The following is a 15076-nucleotide window of genomic DNA, read 5'->3' on the forward strand; positions in this document are numbered from 1 at the left end:
CCCCGCGGAATGAGACGACGGAGCTAGTGCTCCAGCGCCTCGCCATGGATCACGGTGTCGAGACCGGTCTCCTCCTCCTCGGGCCGCACGCGCAGGCCCGTGGTGAACTTGCAGATCAGCAGGATGAGGAAGGTGCCCACCGCGCTCCATGCGATGGTCCAGGCCAGGCCCAGGGCCTGGGTCGGGACATTGGCGCCTTCCGACACGCTGTTGATGGCGGTGGTGGCGAACACGCCGGTCAGCAGCGCGCCGAGCAGGCCGCCGGCGCCGTGGATGCCGAAGACGTCCAGGCTGTCGTCGTAGCGCAGCAGCTTCTTGATCCAGACCGAGGCCGCGTAGCAGACCGGACCGGCGATCAGGCCGATGATGACCGCGCCCTTGGGATCGACGAAACCCGCCGCCGGGGTGATGGCGACCAGACCGGCCACCAGACCCGACAGCACGCCGATCAGCGAGGGTTTGCGCTTCTCGATGACCTCGATCAGCTTCCAGCTGAGCGACGCCGCCATGGCGGCCAGCAGGGTGTTCAGTATGGCAACGCCGGCGATGGCGTCCGCAGCCCAGGCCGAGCCGGCGTTGAAACCGAACCAGCCCACCAGCAGCAGCTGGCGCCGATCAGGGTCAGGACCGGGTTGTGGGCCACGATCGGACCCGCGCCATAGCCCTTTCTCGGGCCGAGGAAGATGGCGCAGACCAGACCCGCCACGCCGGAGTTCACGTGAACCACCGCGCCGCCGGCGAAGTCGAGCACGCCCATGCCGCCCAGGAAGCCGCCGCCCCACACCCAGTGACAGATGGGCGAATAGACGAAGAGCGTCCACAGGGCCGTGAACAGCAGCAGCGCCGAGTACTTCATGCGCTCGGCGAAGGCGCCCGTGACCAGGGCGGGCGTGATGATGGCGAAGGTCAGCTGGAAGGCGATCCAGAGATATTCAGGCAGACCCGGAGCCGCGCCATAGGCCGTCTCCATGCCGACCCCGTTCAGGAACATGGCCTGAAGTCCGCCGACCACGGCGTTGACTTGCTCTCCGCTGAATCCGGCGATGGGCTGACCCACCCCGAAGGCCAGGCTGTAGCCTGCGACGAACCAGCACAGGCTGACCACCGCCGCCACGCCCACCGACTGGGTGATGGTGGCGATGACGTTTTTGCGCCGCACCATGCCGCCGTAGAAGAGCGCCAGACCCGGCAGGGTCATCAGCAGCACCAGGGCCGTGGAGGTCAGGATCCAGCTGGTGGCCGCACCGTCGATCTCGGCCACCGCCTGGTGGTCGAGCAGTTCCGGTCCGGGCGCGGCCTCCTCGGCGGCCGCGGCCTCTTCGATGGTCACGGTGCTGGCGGCGCCCGCCCCGCTGTCCGCCGCGGCTTCAAGAGCCTCCGGCGCGGCTTCGGCCGCAGGCGCAGCCAGCGCCGCCGGGTCCGCAGTCGCGGGGGTGGCGAACGCGCCCCCCGCGTAGAACAACGCCATGGTTAGAATGCATAGCCCGACAAAGCCGGGCAGTCGGTTCCAGATCTTGGTCACTGATATTACCCCCTGGTTGGTTATCCCGCAGGTGCGAACTGTTTAACGCATTTGCGAAATGCGCAAGAGGCTTTGCCGTGGTCGGAGCACAATTGTTGCCAAATTCACGCGGACGGACCTTGCGCGCGACTAATTTATTGCGCCAAGAACCACCTGCCCATAGAGTTTTCGCCCGCACTTGCGAGAGGGATTTGATTTGGCTGACGCGAACCAGAAGTTCGTGACCGTTCCGCACGCCGGTCCTGCGAAGGCCGCCGCGTCCGAACGCGTGCGCGATTTCGACGAGATCTACGCCTCGTTCCGGGTCGCTGAAGGCACAAGCCAGTCCAGCCGCTGCGCCCAGTGCGGCGTGCCGTTCTGCCAGTCCGGCTGTCCCTTGCAGAACAACATCCCTGACTGGCTGCGCCTGGCCTCCGAGGGCCGTATCGAGGAAGCCTGGCGGCTGTCCGAAGCCACCAGCGCCATGCCCGAAATCTGCGGCCGCATCTGCCCCCAGGACCGCCTGTGCGAAGGCGCCTGCACCCTGGAGCAGGCCGGCTGGGAGACGGTCACCATCGGCTCGGTGGAGAAGTGGCTGGGCGACCAGGCGTTCGACAACGGCTGGATCTCGCCTCTGCGCCCCCTGACGGAACTGGGGCGGTCAATCGGCATCATCGGCGCCGGGCCGGCCGGTCTGGCCGCCGCGGACCGGCTGCGGTCGGCGGGCTACGCCGTCACCATCTATGACCGCCACGACCGCGCGGGCGGCCTGCTGACCTACGGCATCCCCGGCTTCAAGCTGGAGAAGCATGTGGTCGCCCGCCGTGTGGACCGCCTGATCGAGGGCGGCGTGAAATTCCGGCTCAACACCGACATCGGCAAGGACATCGCCTTCGACGACCTGCGCGGCGCCCATGACGCGGTGCTGGTGGCCACGGGGGTCTATCAGGCCCGGCGGCTGTCGGCGCCCGGCTGCGGCTCCAACGGCGTGGTGGCCGCGCTGGACTATCTGATCGCGTCCAACCGCAAGGGTTTCGGCGACGCCGTGGCCGCCTACGACGACGGTCCCCTGAACGCCGAGAGCAAGCGGGTGGTGGTCATCGGCGGCGGCGACACGGCCATGGACTGCGTGCGCACCGCCGTGCGTCAGGGGGCGACCTCGGTCACCTGCGTCTATCGCCGCGACCGGGACAACATGCCCGGCAGCGCCCGCGAGACCACCAACGCCGAGGAGGAAGGCGTCCGCTTCGAATGGCTGGCGGCGCCCAAGGCGGTGCTGGGCGGCTCGGACGGCGTCACCGGCCTGCGCGCGGCGCGCATGGCCCTGTCGGCCCCGACCCTGGACGGCCGCTGGACGGTCGAGGAGGCGCCCGGCGGCGAGTTCGACCTGCCCGCCGACCTGATCATCGAGGCCCTGGGCTTTGAACCGGAGAACCTTCCTGTCATCTTCGACGCCGACGATCTGGCGGTGACCGACTGGAAGACCCTGCGTGTCGCCGCCCACGGCTTCGCCACCACCCTGCCCGGCGTATTCGCTGCGGGCGACATCGTGCGCGGCGCCTCTCTCGTGGTCTGGGCCGTGCGTCAGGGACAGGACGCCGCCGCCGAAATCGACCAGTGGCTGCGTAATCAGGACTCCGTTGCGGCATGACGTTCGACCCCAAGCACTACCTGGCCCAACGTGACGCCCTGGCGGCGGCCCACGCCTATGAACCCACGTCCGAGCGGGACGCCTGCGGCGTCGGTCTGGTCGCCGCCCTGGACGGCCAGCCGCGCCGCGAGGTGGTCGAACTGGCCCTCAAGGCCCTGAAGGCCATCTTCCACCGGGGCGCGGTGGACGCCGACGGCAAGTCCGGGGACGGCGCCGGCATCCTGATCGGCATGCCGCGCGCCTTCTTCGAGGCCCAGGTGCGCGACACCGGTCACACGCCCCGTCCCGGCCCCATCGCCGTGGGCCAGGTGTTCCTTCCCCGCACCGATCTGGGGGCCCAGGAGCGCGCCCGCACCCTGGTCGAGAGCGAGGTCCTGAAAGCCGGATTCTATCTGTACGGCTGGCGTCAGGTCCCCCACCGCATCGAGGTTCTGGGCGAGCGCGCCGCCGCCACTCGCCCCGAGATCGAACAGATCATGCTGGCGCCGCCCGACGATCTGGAGGGCGAGGCGCTGGAGCGGGCCCTGTTCCTGCTGCGCCGCCGCATCGAGAAGCGCGCCCAGGCCAAGGGTCTGGCCGAGTTCTACGTCTGCTCCCTGTCGGCCCGCTCGGTCATCTACAAGGGCATGATGCTGGCCGAGGCGCTGGACGAGTTCTATCCGGACCTGACCGACCCGCGCATGGAGGCGCCGGTGGCCCTGTTCCACCAGCGATACTCCACCAACACCTTCCCGGAATGGCGGCTGGCCCAGCCTTTCCGCATGCTGGCGCACAACGGCGAGATCAACACCCTGCGCGGCAACGCCAACTGGATGCGCAGCCACGAGATCCGCATGACCGCCGACGCCTTCGGGGCCGACGACGCCACGGTCAAGCCGGTGATCCAGGCCTCGGGCTCCGACTCCGCCGCACTGGACAATGTGTTCGAGGTGCTGGTCCACGCCGGGCGCCCCGCGCCCATGGTCAAGGCCCTGCTGATCCCCGAGGCGCGCCTGCCCGGGCTGATGAAGCCCGAGCACGAGGCGCTCTACGCCTATTGCAACGCGGTGATGGAGCCGTGGGACGGCCCCGCCGCCATCTGCGCCACCGACGGCCGCTGGGTCGTGGCGGGCAAGGACCGCAACGGCCTGCGCCCCCTGCGCGCCGCCCTCACCACCGACGGCCTGCTGATCTGCGGCTCCGAGGCGGGCATGACCGGCGTGGCCGAGGAGCGCATCGCCGAGCGCCGCCACATCGGCCCCGGCCGCATGATCTGCGTCGATCTGGAGGCGGGCCGCTTCTACGACGAAGCCGAGACCATCGACCGTCTGGCCGAGGATCACCCCTACGCCGAGTGGCTGGACAACATGGTGGAGCTGGAGCCCATGATCGGGCCCGGCGACGAGCCGCGCCGCCTGGACGGCGAGGCCCTGGTGCGCGCGCAGGCCGCGGTGGGCTGGACCGACGAAGACATCGAGAGCCTGCTGGACCCCATGGCCGCCGACGGCAAGGAGGCGGTGGGCTCCATGGGCGACGACACCCCGCCCGCGGTCCTGTCCCATCAGGACCGGCCCTTCAGCCACTATTTCCGCCAGCAGTTCGCCCAGGTCACCAACCCGCCCATCGACTCCCTGCGCGAAGCGGGGGCCATGAGCCTGAAGACCCGGTTCAAGAACCTCGGCAATATCCTGGCCCAGGACGAGACCCAGACCCGGGTGTTCGTGCTGGAGTCCCCGGTCCTGACCACCGGCATGTACGAGCGCATGCTGCTGGCCGTGGGTGCGGGCGCCACCATCCACATCGACTGCACCTTCATCGCACCCCCTGAGGGCGCGAAGCCGGGCGAGGCCCTGCGTCAGGCGCTGGACCGCATCCAGGGCGAGGCGGTCCAGGCGGCCGCTGACGGCGCGGCCCTGATCGTGCTGACGGACGAACACATGGGCCCCGGCCGCCCGCTGGCGCCCATGATCCTCGCGGCTGCGGCGGTGCACGCCCGGCTGGTGGACGAGGGCCTGCGCTCGTTTGTCTCCATCGTGGTGCGCACGTCGGAAGCCATCGACGCCCACGCCTTCGCGGTGCTGGTCGGGGTCGGCGCCACGGCGGTCAACGCCTGGCTGGCGCAGGAGACCTTCCAGGACCGCATGGACGCGGGCCGCTATCCCGGCCTGACGCTCCGCGACGCCTGCCTGAACTACAAGAAGGCGGTCGAGGCGGGTCTGATGAAGATCCTCGCCAAGAAGGGCATCTCGGTCATCTCCGCCTATCGCGGCGGCTATGAGTTCGAGGCGCTGGGCCTGTCGCGGGCGCTGGTCAACGAGTTCTTCCCCGGCATGGTCTCGCGCATCTCCGGCGTCGGCCTGGCGGGCATCGAGGCCCAGATGGTGCGCAAGGCGAAACGCGGCTTCGAGGCCGCCCGCCCGGCCCGCCGCATCGGCGGTTCGCACCGCATCCGTGCCGGCGAGGAGACCCACGGCTGGGACGCTGAGATGATCCACCGCCTGCAGGACGCCACCACGCGCGGCGACTACAAGCGGTTCAAGGCCTATTCCCGCCGCGCCCGCGAACTGCCGTCCATCGCGCTCAGGGACCTGCTGGACTTCCGCGAGGCGGAGCGCCCCGCGCCCCTGGACGAGGTCGAGAGCGTCAACGAAATCCGCAAGCGGTTCGTCACCCCGGGCATGAGCCTGGGCGCCCTGTCGCCCGAGGCGCACGAGACCCTGAACATCGCCATGAACCGCATCGGCTCGCGCTCGGTGTCGGGCGAGGGCGGCGAGGATCCGGAGCGCTACAAGCCCCGCGCCAACGGCGACAATCCAAACTCGGCCATCAAGCAGGTGGCCTCGGGCCGGTTCGGCGTCACCGCCGAATATCTGAACCAGTGCCGCGAGATCGAGATCAAGGTGGCCCAGGGCGCCAAGCCCGGTGAAGGCGGCCAGCTGCCCGGCTTCAAGGTCACCGAGTTCATCGCCCGCATGCGTCATTCGACGCCGGGCGTGGGCCTGATCAGCCCGCCGCCGCACCACGACATCTACTCCATCGAGGATCTGGCCCAGCTCATCTACGACCTGAAGCAGATCAACCCCGACGCCCGGGTCACGGTGAAGCTGGTCTCCTCCGCCGGCATCGGCGCGGTGGCGGCGGGCGTGGCCAAGGCGAAGGCCGACATCATCCTCATCTCCGGCCACAACGGCGGCACGGGCGCCTCCGCCATGGGCTCCATCAAGCATGCGGGCATGCCGTGGGAGATGGGTCTGGCCGAGGCCCATCAGGTGCTGGGCCTGAACGGCCTGCGCGACCATGTGCGCCTGCGCACCGACGGCGGCATCCGCACCGGCCGGGACGTGGTCATCGCCGCCCTGCTGGGGGCCGAGGAGTTCGGCATCGGCACCGCCAGCCTGATCGCCGTGGGCTGTTTGATGGTGCGCCAGTGCCACTCCAACACCTGCCCCGTGGGCGTCTGTGTTCAGGACGAGCGCCTGCGCGCCATGTTCACCGGCACGGCGGACAAGGTGGTCAACCTGTTCAGCTTCATCGCCGAGGAGACGCGCGAGGTTCTGGCGTCCCTGGGCCTGCGTTCGCTGGACGAGGCCGTCGGCCGCACCGACCTGCTGCGTCAGGTCTCGCGCGGCGGCGCCGAACTGGATGATCTGGACCTGAATCCCTTGCTGGTGCGCGTGGACAGCGGCCTGCAGGTGCGGCGCGGACCAGAGGCCCGACGCAATCCCGTGCCCGACACCCTCGACGCCCAGGTGGTGCGCGACGCCGCCCCCTTCCTGGAGCGGCGCGAGAAGATGCAGCTGACCTATTCGGTCCGCAATGTGCAGCGCGCCATCGGCACGCGCACCTCCAGCCACATCGTGCGCAAATACGGCTCGGACCTGCCCGACGGACATCTGACCCTGAAGCTGCGCGGCTCGGCCGGCCAGTCGCTGGCCGCCTGGGGCATGAAGGGCCTCAAGATCGAGCTGGACGGCGAGGCCAACGACTATGTGGGCAAGGGCCTGTCCGGCGCCGAGATCGTGGTGCGCCCGACCCGGTGGATGGAGCGCCAGGCCATCGTCGGCAACACCTGCCTGTACGGCGCCACCTCCGGCGCACTGTACGCCGCGGGCATGGCGGGCGAGCGCTTCGGGGTCCGCAACTCCGGCGCCACGGCGGTGATCGAGGGCTGCGGCGCCCACGGCTGCGAATACATGACCGGCGGCGCCGTGGTGATCCTGGGCCGGGTCGGCTGGAACTTCGCCGCGGGCATGTCCGGCGGGCGGGTCCATGTGCTGGACGAGGACGGTGACCTGGCCGCCCACGTCAACGCGGACTCCGTCGTGCTGGGCCCGGTGGTCGGCGCCTCGGCCGACGCGCTGAAGGCTCTGGTGGAACGCCACGCGCTCGAGACCGGCTCGCCCAAGGCGCGCCGCCTGCTGGAGAACTGGCCCACCGCGCTCAAGCGCTTCGTGGAGATCCTGCCGGCAGAGACTGCCGCCAGGGCTTCCCTGAAACGCGCCTAGGGCCGGCATAGCCACAATTCGCAAAGGGTGGTCTCGCGCGCCTCACATGCCATATGTCGGGCGACCAGCCTTGCAGGACCGCCATGACCGACACGACCGCCCATCCCGCCGACGCCCGCATCGTCATCGTCGGCGCGGGTCATGCAGGCGGCTCGGCGGCGGCGTTCCTGCGCCAGTACGGCCATGAGGGTCCCATCGTCCTGATCGGCGACGAGGCGGCCATCCCCTACCAGCGCCCGCCCCTGTCCAAGGCCTGGCTGAAGGGCGAGGCGGACATCGAGGCGGTCGAGCTGCGCCCCGCCTCCTGGTACGCCGAAAACCACGTGGACCTGCGCACCGAAACCGCCGCTGTCGCCATCGACCGCGACGCCCGAACGGTCACGCTCAACGATGGATCGAGCCTTGCCTACGATGTCCTGATCCTCGCCACGGGCTCCCGCGCCCGGCGTCTGGATATTCCCGGCGCCGACCTGCCCGGCGTCCTGGCCTTGCGCACCTTCACCGAGGCCGAGGCCCTGAAGGCGGTGCTGAAGCCGGGCGCGCGGCTCGCCGTGGTCGGCGGCGGCTATGTGGGGCTGGAGGCCGCCGCCTCGGCCCGCGCCCTGGGCGCCGCGGCCGTCATCATCGAGCGCGAGGCCCGCTGTCTGGCCCGCGTCGCTTGCGGCCCCCTGTCGGACTTCTTCCAGGATCTTCACCGCGGCCACGGCGTATCGCTGGAACTGAACGCCGCCGTGTCCGGCTTCGAGGATGCGGACGGCGTCCTCACCGGCGTGCGTCTGGAGGATGGCCGTGTCATCCCCTGCGACATCGCCCTGATCGGCGTCGGCGGGGTGGCCAATGACGAACTGGCGCGTGCGGCGGGGATCCCGTGTGAGAACGGCGTGGTGGTGGACCATCAGGCCCGCACCAGCGACCCCGCCATCTTCGCCATCGGCGATGTGACTTGGCGCCCCCTGCCGCTCTACGAGGACCGCTCGTTCCGTCTCGAAAGCGTGCCCAATGCGCTGGAGCAGGCCAAGCAGGCCGCCGCCGCCGTCACCGGCCGCCCCGCACCCGCGCCCGAGACGCCCTGGTTCTGGTCCGACCAGTACGACGTCAAACTCCAGATCGCCGGCCTGCCCTTCGAGGCCGACGACGTGGTGGTGCGCGGCGATCCCGCCGCAGCCAAATTCGCCGTGTTCCATCTGAAGGGCGACCGGGTCCGCGCGGTGGAGGCGGTAAACGCTGCGCCGGAGTTCATGATGGGCAAGCAGCTCATCGCCAGGGCGACCCCCGTCGACCGCGCGAAACTGGCTGACCCCGCCGTGTCCATGAAAGCGGTGGCGGCATGAGCGGCTGGCGCTTCTGGATCGACCGGGGCGGCACCTTCACCGACATCGTCGCCCGCGCGCCGAACGGCGCCCTGACCACCACCAAGCTGCTGTCCGACAATCCCGAGCGCTACGCCGACGCCGCCACCGAGGGCGTGCGCCGCATCCTGGACGCCGCGCCCGGTCCGGTGCCCGCTGGTCAGGTGGACGCCGTGCGCATGGGCACCACCGTGGCCACCAACGCCCTGCTCGAGCGCAAGGGCCAGCCCACCGTCCTCGCCATCACCGGCGGCTTCGGCGACGCCCTGCGCATCGGCTGGCAGAGCCGCCCGGAGCTGTTCGTCCGCCACATCAAGCTGAACGACCAACTCTATGACCGCGTGGTCGAGGTCGACGAGCGCCTGACTGTGGACGGCGCCGTGGACCGTCCGCTGGACGAGGCCAAGACCCGCGCCGACCTGACCGCCGCCCACGCCGCCGGCTTACGCGCCGTGGCCATCGTCCTCGTCCACGGCTGGCGCTTCACCAACCATGAGACTCGCGTGGCGGAAATCGCGCGCGAGGTCGGCTTCACCCAGATCTCGGTCAGCCACGAGGTGGGCGCCCTGATCAAGCTGATCGGGCGCGGCGACACCACCGTGGCCGACGCCTATCTGTCGCCCGTGCTGGCCGCCTATGTGGACCGGGTCGGCGCCGATCTGGGCCCCGACGTCCCGCTGCTGTTCATGCAGTCCTCCGGCGGCCTGACGGCGGCGGACGCCTTCCGGGGCAAGGACGCCATCCTGTCCGGTCCCGCAGGCGGGGTGGTGGGCATGGCCGAGACCGCGCGTCAGGCCGGCTTCGAGCGCGTCATCGGCTTCGACATGGGCGGCACCTCCACCGATGTCTCCCACTTTTCGGGCGAGTACGAGCGCACCTCTGACGCCGTGGTGGCCGGGGTCCGCCTGCGCGCGCCCATGCTGTCGATCCACACCGTGGCGGCGGGCGGCGGCTCCATCTGCCGCTTCGAGGGCGGGCGCATGCGGGCCGGGCCGGAGTCCGCCGGCGCCGTGCCCGGACCGGCCGCCTATCGCCGGGGCGGCCCCCTGACCGTGACCGACTGCAACGTCATGCTGGGCAAGCTGCGGCCCGAGTTCTTCCCCGCCGTGTTCGGCCCCGAGGCGGACCAGCCGCTGGACGCCGAGGTGGTGCGCGCGCGCTTCGCCGCCCTGTCGGATCAGGTGAAGGCCGAAACCGGCCGCGACCTCGCCCCCGCCGATCTGGCCGAGGGCTTCGTGGCCATCGCGGTCCAGAACATGGCCGAGGCCATCAAGGCCATCTCCATCAGCCGGGGCCACGACGTCACCGGCTACGCCCTGAACTGTTTCGGCGGCGCGGGCGGCCAGCACGCCTGTCTGGTGGCCGACGCCCTCGGCATGACCACGGTGATGCTGCACCCGTTCGCCGGCGTGCTGTCGGCCTACGGCATGGGTCTGGCCGAAGTTCGCGCCATCCGCCAGGCCACCGCCGCCCTGCCCCTGTCGCCCGACAACGACCCCGACCTGGCCGCCCGCGTCGCCGATCTGGACGCCGCCGCCCGCGCCGAACTGACCGCCCAGGGCTTCGCCGACACCGCCCTGCAGACCCTGCCCCGCGCCGAGATCAAATACGCCGGAACCGACACGCCGCTGACGGTCACCTTCGGCCCGGCCGACGCCATGACGGCCGCCTTCGAGACCGCCCACCGACGCCGCTTCGGCTTCGTGGCCGAGGGCAAGCCTCTGGTGGTGGAGACGCTGGAGGTCGAGGCCGTCGCCGCCTCTGACCAGGGCGCGGGCGATCTGGCCCCGCCCCCCGCAACCGCCGCCGAGCCCGTCGCCCGCGTCCCCGTCCGCATGGCCGGCGCCGATCACGACGCGCCCGTCTGGCGCCGCGAGCACCTGGACGCCGACGCCGCCGTGGACGGCCCCGCCATCATTCTGGAGGACACCGGGACAACGGTGCTCGAGCCCGGCTGGCGCGCCACGGTGGACGCCCACGCCAATCTGATCCTGAAGCGCGTCGTCCCCTTGCCCGCCCGCACGGCCTTGGGGACCGAGGCTGATCCCATCCTGCTGGAAGTGTTCAACAGCCGCTTCATGGCCTGCGCCGAACAGATGGGCGAGGCCCTGCGCGCCACCGCCTATTCGGTGAACATCAAGGAGCGGCTGGACTTCTCCTGCGCCGTCTTCGACGCCGGCGGCGCCCTGATCGCCAACGCCCCGCACATCCCCGTCCACCTGGGCTCCATGGGCGAGAGCATCCGCACCGTGATCCGCCAGCGTTCAGATGGACGAGGCCAAGAGAGGGGCATGCGGCGCGGCGATGTCTACATGCTCAACGCCCCCTACAACGGCGGCACCCACCTGCCCGACATCACCGTCATCATGCCGGTGTTCCTCGAGGGCGACGACGCCCCCGCCTTCTTCGTCGCCGCGCGCGGCCACCACGCCGACGTGGGCGGAACCACCCCCGGCTCCATGCCCCCGGACTCCACCACGGTGGACGAGGAAGGCGTGCTGATCGACGACTTCCTGCTGATCGACGAAGGCGCCCTGCGCGAGGCCGAAACCCGCGCCCTGTTCGCCTCGGGCCGCTATCCGTCGCGCAACGTCGACCAGAACCTCGCCGACCTGATGGCCCAGGTCGCCGCCTGCACCCGCGGCGCCGACGAGCTGATCCGCATGGTGGACGAGTTCGGCCGCCCGGTGGTCGCCGCCTACATGGGCCACGTCCAGGACAACGCCGAGGAGGCCGTGCGCCGCGCCATCGCCGCCCTGAAGCCCGGCGCCTTCGACTACGAAATGGACGACGGCGCGGTTATCCGCGTGACCATCGACATCGATCCCGCCGGACGCCGTGCGGTGGTCGATTTCACCGGGACCAGCGGCCAGCGGCCGACCAATTTCAACGCGCCCCTGTCCATCACCCGCGCGGCGGTCCTGTACGTCTTCCGCACCCTGGTGGACGACGCCATTCCCCTGAACGAGGGCTGCCTCAAACCCATCGAGCTGATCGTGCCCGAAGGCTCCATGCTGAACCCCCGCCATCCCGCCGCTGTGGTGGCCGGAAACGTGGAGACCAGCCAGGCGGTGGTGGATGCGCTGTACGGCGCCCTGGGCGTGCTGGCCGCCAGCCAGGGCACCATGAACAATTTCACCTTCGGCGACGACGCGCGCCAGTACTACGAGACCATCGCCGGGGGCTCGGGCGCCGGCCCGGATTTCGACGGCGCCGCCGCGGTCCAGACCCACATGACCAACAGCCGCCTGACCGATCCCGAGGTGCTGGAAAGCCGCTTCCCCGTTCTGCTGGAGGAATTCTCCATCCGACGCGGCTCCGGCGGCGCGGGCGCGCACAGGGGCGGCGACGGAACCGTTCGGCGCCTGCGCTTCCTGGAGCCCATGACCGCCTCGATCCTGTCCAACCACCGCCGCGTCCCGCCTTTCGGCGTGAACGGCGGCGAGCCGGGCGCCACCGGCGTCAATCGCATCGAACGCCACGACGGCCGCACAGAGGACCTGCCCTCCACCGCCCGCGCGGACATGGATCCCGGCGACGTCTTCATCATCGAAACGCCGGGCGGCGGGGGATACGGCAAGCCCTGATCCGTGCCTCAGGCGCGAAGGAAGCGGAATCCCGCATTTCCGCAGTCCAATGCCTTGCCGGACAAGGGTGTGCGGCCGCGCAGCCCCCTTTTTGCCCCCCCCTGCTTCCGGGCGCCCCATACTGGCCGGATGCCCTTCGTCCAACCCGGCCCCGCCCACGTCCAAGCGCGATCAGTCAGTCGCCCGGCGCCGCTATGCCGCGTCCGCGGAGTGCAACGGCGAAATTCAATTTCGCTGAATTCATTCAGGAAAATCGAAAAAGTTGCACGCCGATTGCACTGTTTTTCAGTCCCAATGTCCCGGCGCATGCGGGAAACTCAGGTTCCGGTAGTGCGCCAGATCATGCGCCGGCGGGGCATGGCCCTCAGGCATCGGCAGGCCGTTCAGGCTGCGCCAGTAGGCGATGGACGAATCCCGCCACCACCGCGCCTCGTCCTCCTGAATGGCGAGGAAGTCGGCGACCTCGGAATGGCGCCGCGCGTCAACGTGATCGGCCAGCCCGGCCCATGTCCGGCGCATCTCGCCCACCGCATCGACGCCCCGGTCATAGCGCGCCACCAGCTCGTCCCACAGCGGCCGTCCGGACGGCATGGGATGGTCCCACGGCAGATGGTGGAACCACAGCAGGAACCGCTCGTCGATCTGCGCCGGATCGGCGAAGCGGGCCGTTGCGTCCGGCGCGTACTGGCTCACCGCATTGCTGCCCGAGGCCGTACGGTCGAACCCGATGCCCTCCGCGTCCGCCCGGTGGAAATAGGTGGGGTTCCAGTCGGCCCGCGGCAGGTCGTCCACCCATGGCCCCGGCCCGTAGTGGTGCCCGGTCGCCATCAGGTGGTTGAGGCCCAGCGGCGTCATGTAGTCCACCACCGCCTCGCGCGACCCCATCATCATGGCCGTCACCGGCTCCACGAAGGCCGGATCGGGCGTGAAGGTCATGGCCGCCCATTCGCGGGCGATCGCCTCCGCGCCCAGTCCGGGATCCCACGCCAGCCGCCCGAACACATACCAGTTGGCCTGGTCGAACTGGGAGCCGGACCAGTTCCGGTCGCTGCCCGTATTGGCCACCCCCGCCATGCCGGTCAGCCGGTGGCCGAACAGCGAGCCGTCCACCACCTCCGCCACCGTCGAGCCCGGCCCGCGCACATGGGTGTCGGCGTCCAGGACCTCTTCGTACAGCGGCCCCAGATAGGCCAGGTGAGTGGCGAAGCCCAGGTACTCCTTGGTGATCTGGAACTCCATCATCAGCGGCGTTTCGGGCGTCGCCCCGAACAGCGGATGGAAGGGCTCGCGCGGCTGGAAATCGATGGGGCCGTTCTTGACCTGAACGATGACGTTGTCGCGGAACTGGCCGTCCAGCGGGACGAATTCGTCCCAGGCCTGCATAGCCCGGTCGGTGGGCACGCCGTCATCATAGACGAAGGCCCGCCACATCACGACGCCGCCGTGGGGCGCCACCGCGTCGGCCAGCATGTTCGCCCCGTCCGCATGGCTGCGCCCGTAGTCCTGCGGTCCCGGCTGCCCCTCGGAATTGGCCTTCACCAGAAAGCCGCCGAAGTCGGGGATGAGGGCGTAAATCTCGTCGGCCTTGGCCCGCCACCACGCCTGCACACGAGGGTCCAGCGGGTCGGCCGTGTCCAGCCCGCCGATCTCCACCGGCGCCGAGAACCGGGCCGACAGATAGACCCGGATGCCATAGGGCCGGAACACGCCGGCCAGCGCCGCCGCCTTCTCCAGCCACGGCCCCGTCAGGCTCAGCGCATCGGTGTTGACGTTGTTGATGACCGTCCCGTTGATCCCGATGGAGGCGTTGGCCCGGGCGTAGTCGGTGTAGCGCGGGTCCAGATGGTCGGGCAGCTTGTGCCAGTCCCACAGCGATTGCCCCGCGTATCCCCGCTCCACCGTCCGGTCCAGATTGTCCCAATGGTTCAACAGGCGCAGGTTCACCGCCGGCGCCTCGCGGATGTCCAGATTCGTCAGCGCCTGCCGCGTCTGGATCAGCCGCAGGAAGTGAAACGCCCCATACAGCGCGCCCGCGTCCCCGCCGCCCGCGATCACCGTCGCCGCACGGCCGTCCATAATCACGCTGCGGATCACATAGCCCTCGGCGCCCAGCCCGGACAGATCCAGCCCCAGCGCCGCGACGGCCGCGTCTCCCGCGCGCCCGACCAGCACGGCCCCGTCGCGGCTGACCGCGCCCGCCCGTTCCGGGGTCGCCCCCAGCAGGCCCGACAGCCCGCGCTCCAGTTCATCCGCCGCCACGCCCAGCGTCGCGGACTCGCCGGCGACCACCAGCAGCGTCGCCGACGCCCGATAATCCGCCGCCGCGTCCGCCTCAACCGGCGGATAGCGCAGCCACAGGTCATAGCCGTCCTCGGCCTTCGCCGCCCCGGCGGCCGTGGTCAGGAACAGAGCGGCCGCGATCATCGCGGCGAGCAGGGCCCGCGTCATGGTCGTCCTCCCGTCGCCCGAGCGGCGATCATCGGCGTCTTTTGACGCTTCTTGTT

5 protein-coding genes and 1 pseudogene are annotated in these 15076 nt (G+C 70.2%); 4 read left to right on the top strand and 2 right to left on the bottom strand.

Annotation, left to right across the window (positions count from 1 at the left end):
- Nucleotides 1-23: 23 nt before the first annotated feature.
- Nucleotides 24-1468, bottom strand: a pseudogene (locus MBEBAB_RS00100) (ammonium transporter).
- 250 nt (nucleotides 1469-1718) lie between these two features.
- Between MBEBAB_RS00100 and MBEBAB_RS00105 the strand changes: the two are divergent.
- From MBEBAB_RS00105 to MBEBAB_RS00120, 4 genes are all read left to right on the top strand, one after another.
- A complete protein-coding gene (locus MBEBAB_RS00105) occupies nucleotides 1719-3152 on the top strand; it encodes an NAD(P)-dependent oxidoreductase (protein ID WP_021695868.1) in 1434 nt (477 codons plus the stop codon).
- Nucleotides 3149-7636 carry a glutamate synthase large subunit gene (gene gltB / locus MBEBAB_RS00110; protein ID WP_021695869.1) on the top strand — a complete coding sequence of 1496 codons (4488 nt, stop codon included), beginning with the start codon at nucleotides 3149-3151 and terminating at the stop codon, nucleotides 7634-7636. The genes MBEBAB_RS00105 and gltB overlap by 4 nt, the downstream gene beginning before the upstream one ends.
- Nucleotides 7637-7719: 83 nt before the next feature.
- Nucleotides 7720-8967, top strand: a complete 1248-nt coding sequence (locus MBEBAB_RS00115) for an NAD(P)/FAD-dependent oxidoreductase (RefSeq protein ID WP_045318592.1) — start codon at nucleotides 7720-7722, stop codon at nucleotides 8965-8967.
- The gene (locus MBEBAB_RS00120; RefSeq protein ID WP_045318582.1) at nucleotides 8964-12572 is read left to right on the top strand and encodes a hydantoinase B/oxoprolinase family protein; all 3609 of its coding nucleotides are present in this window, start codon (nucleotides 8964-8966) and stop codon (nucleotides 12570-12572) included. Before MBEBAB_RS00115 ends, MBEBAB_RS00120 begins: the two co-directional genes overlap by 4 nt.
- A 285-nt stretch (nucleotides 12573-12857) precedes the next feature.
- Here the strand turns inward: MBEBAB_RS00120 and MBEBAB_RS00125 are convergent, their stop codons facing one another.
- On the bottom strand, nucleotides 12858-15020 hold the full coding sequence (locus MBEBAB_RS00125) for an alpha-glucuronidase family glycosyl hydrolase (RefSeq protein ID WP_021695871.1): 2163 nt from the start codon (nucleotides 15018-15020) through the stop codon (nucleotides 12858-12860).
- Nucleotides 15021-15076: the final 56 nt, after the last annotated feature.

This window comes from Brevundimonas abyssalis TAR-001 (assembly GCF_000466985.1).
Classification (GTDB): domain Bacteria; phylum Pseudomonadota; class Alphaproteobacteria; order Caulobacterales; family Caulobacteraceae; genus Brevundimonas; species Brevundimonas abyssalis.

Coding starts and splice junctions, on each gene's coding strand:
- gltB (WP_021695869.1), top strand. CDS start 3,149: ATGACGTTCGACCCCAAGCACTACCTGGCCCAACGTGACGCCCTGGCG.
- MBEBAB_RS00115 (WP_045318592.1), top strand. CDS start 7,720: ATGACCGACACGACCGCCCATCCCGCCGACGCCCGCATCGTCATCGTC.
- MBEBAB_RS00120 (WP_045318582.1), top strand. CDS start 8,964: ATGAGCGGCTGGCGCTTCTGGATCGACCGGGGCGGCACCTTCACCGAC.
- MBEBAB_RS00125 (WP_021695871.1), bottom strand. CDS start 15,020: ATGACGCGGGCCCTGCTCGCCGCGATGATCGCGGCCGCTCTGTTCCTG.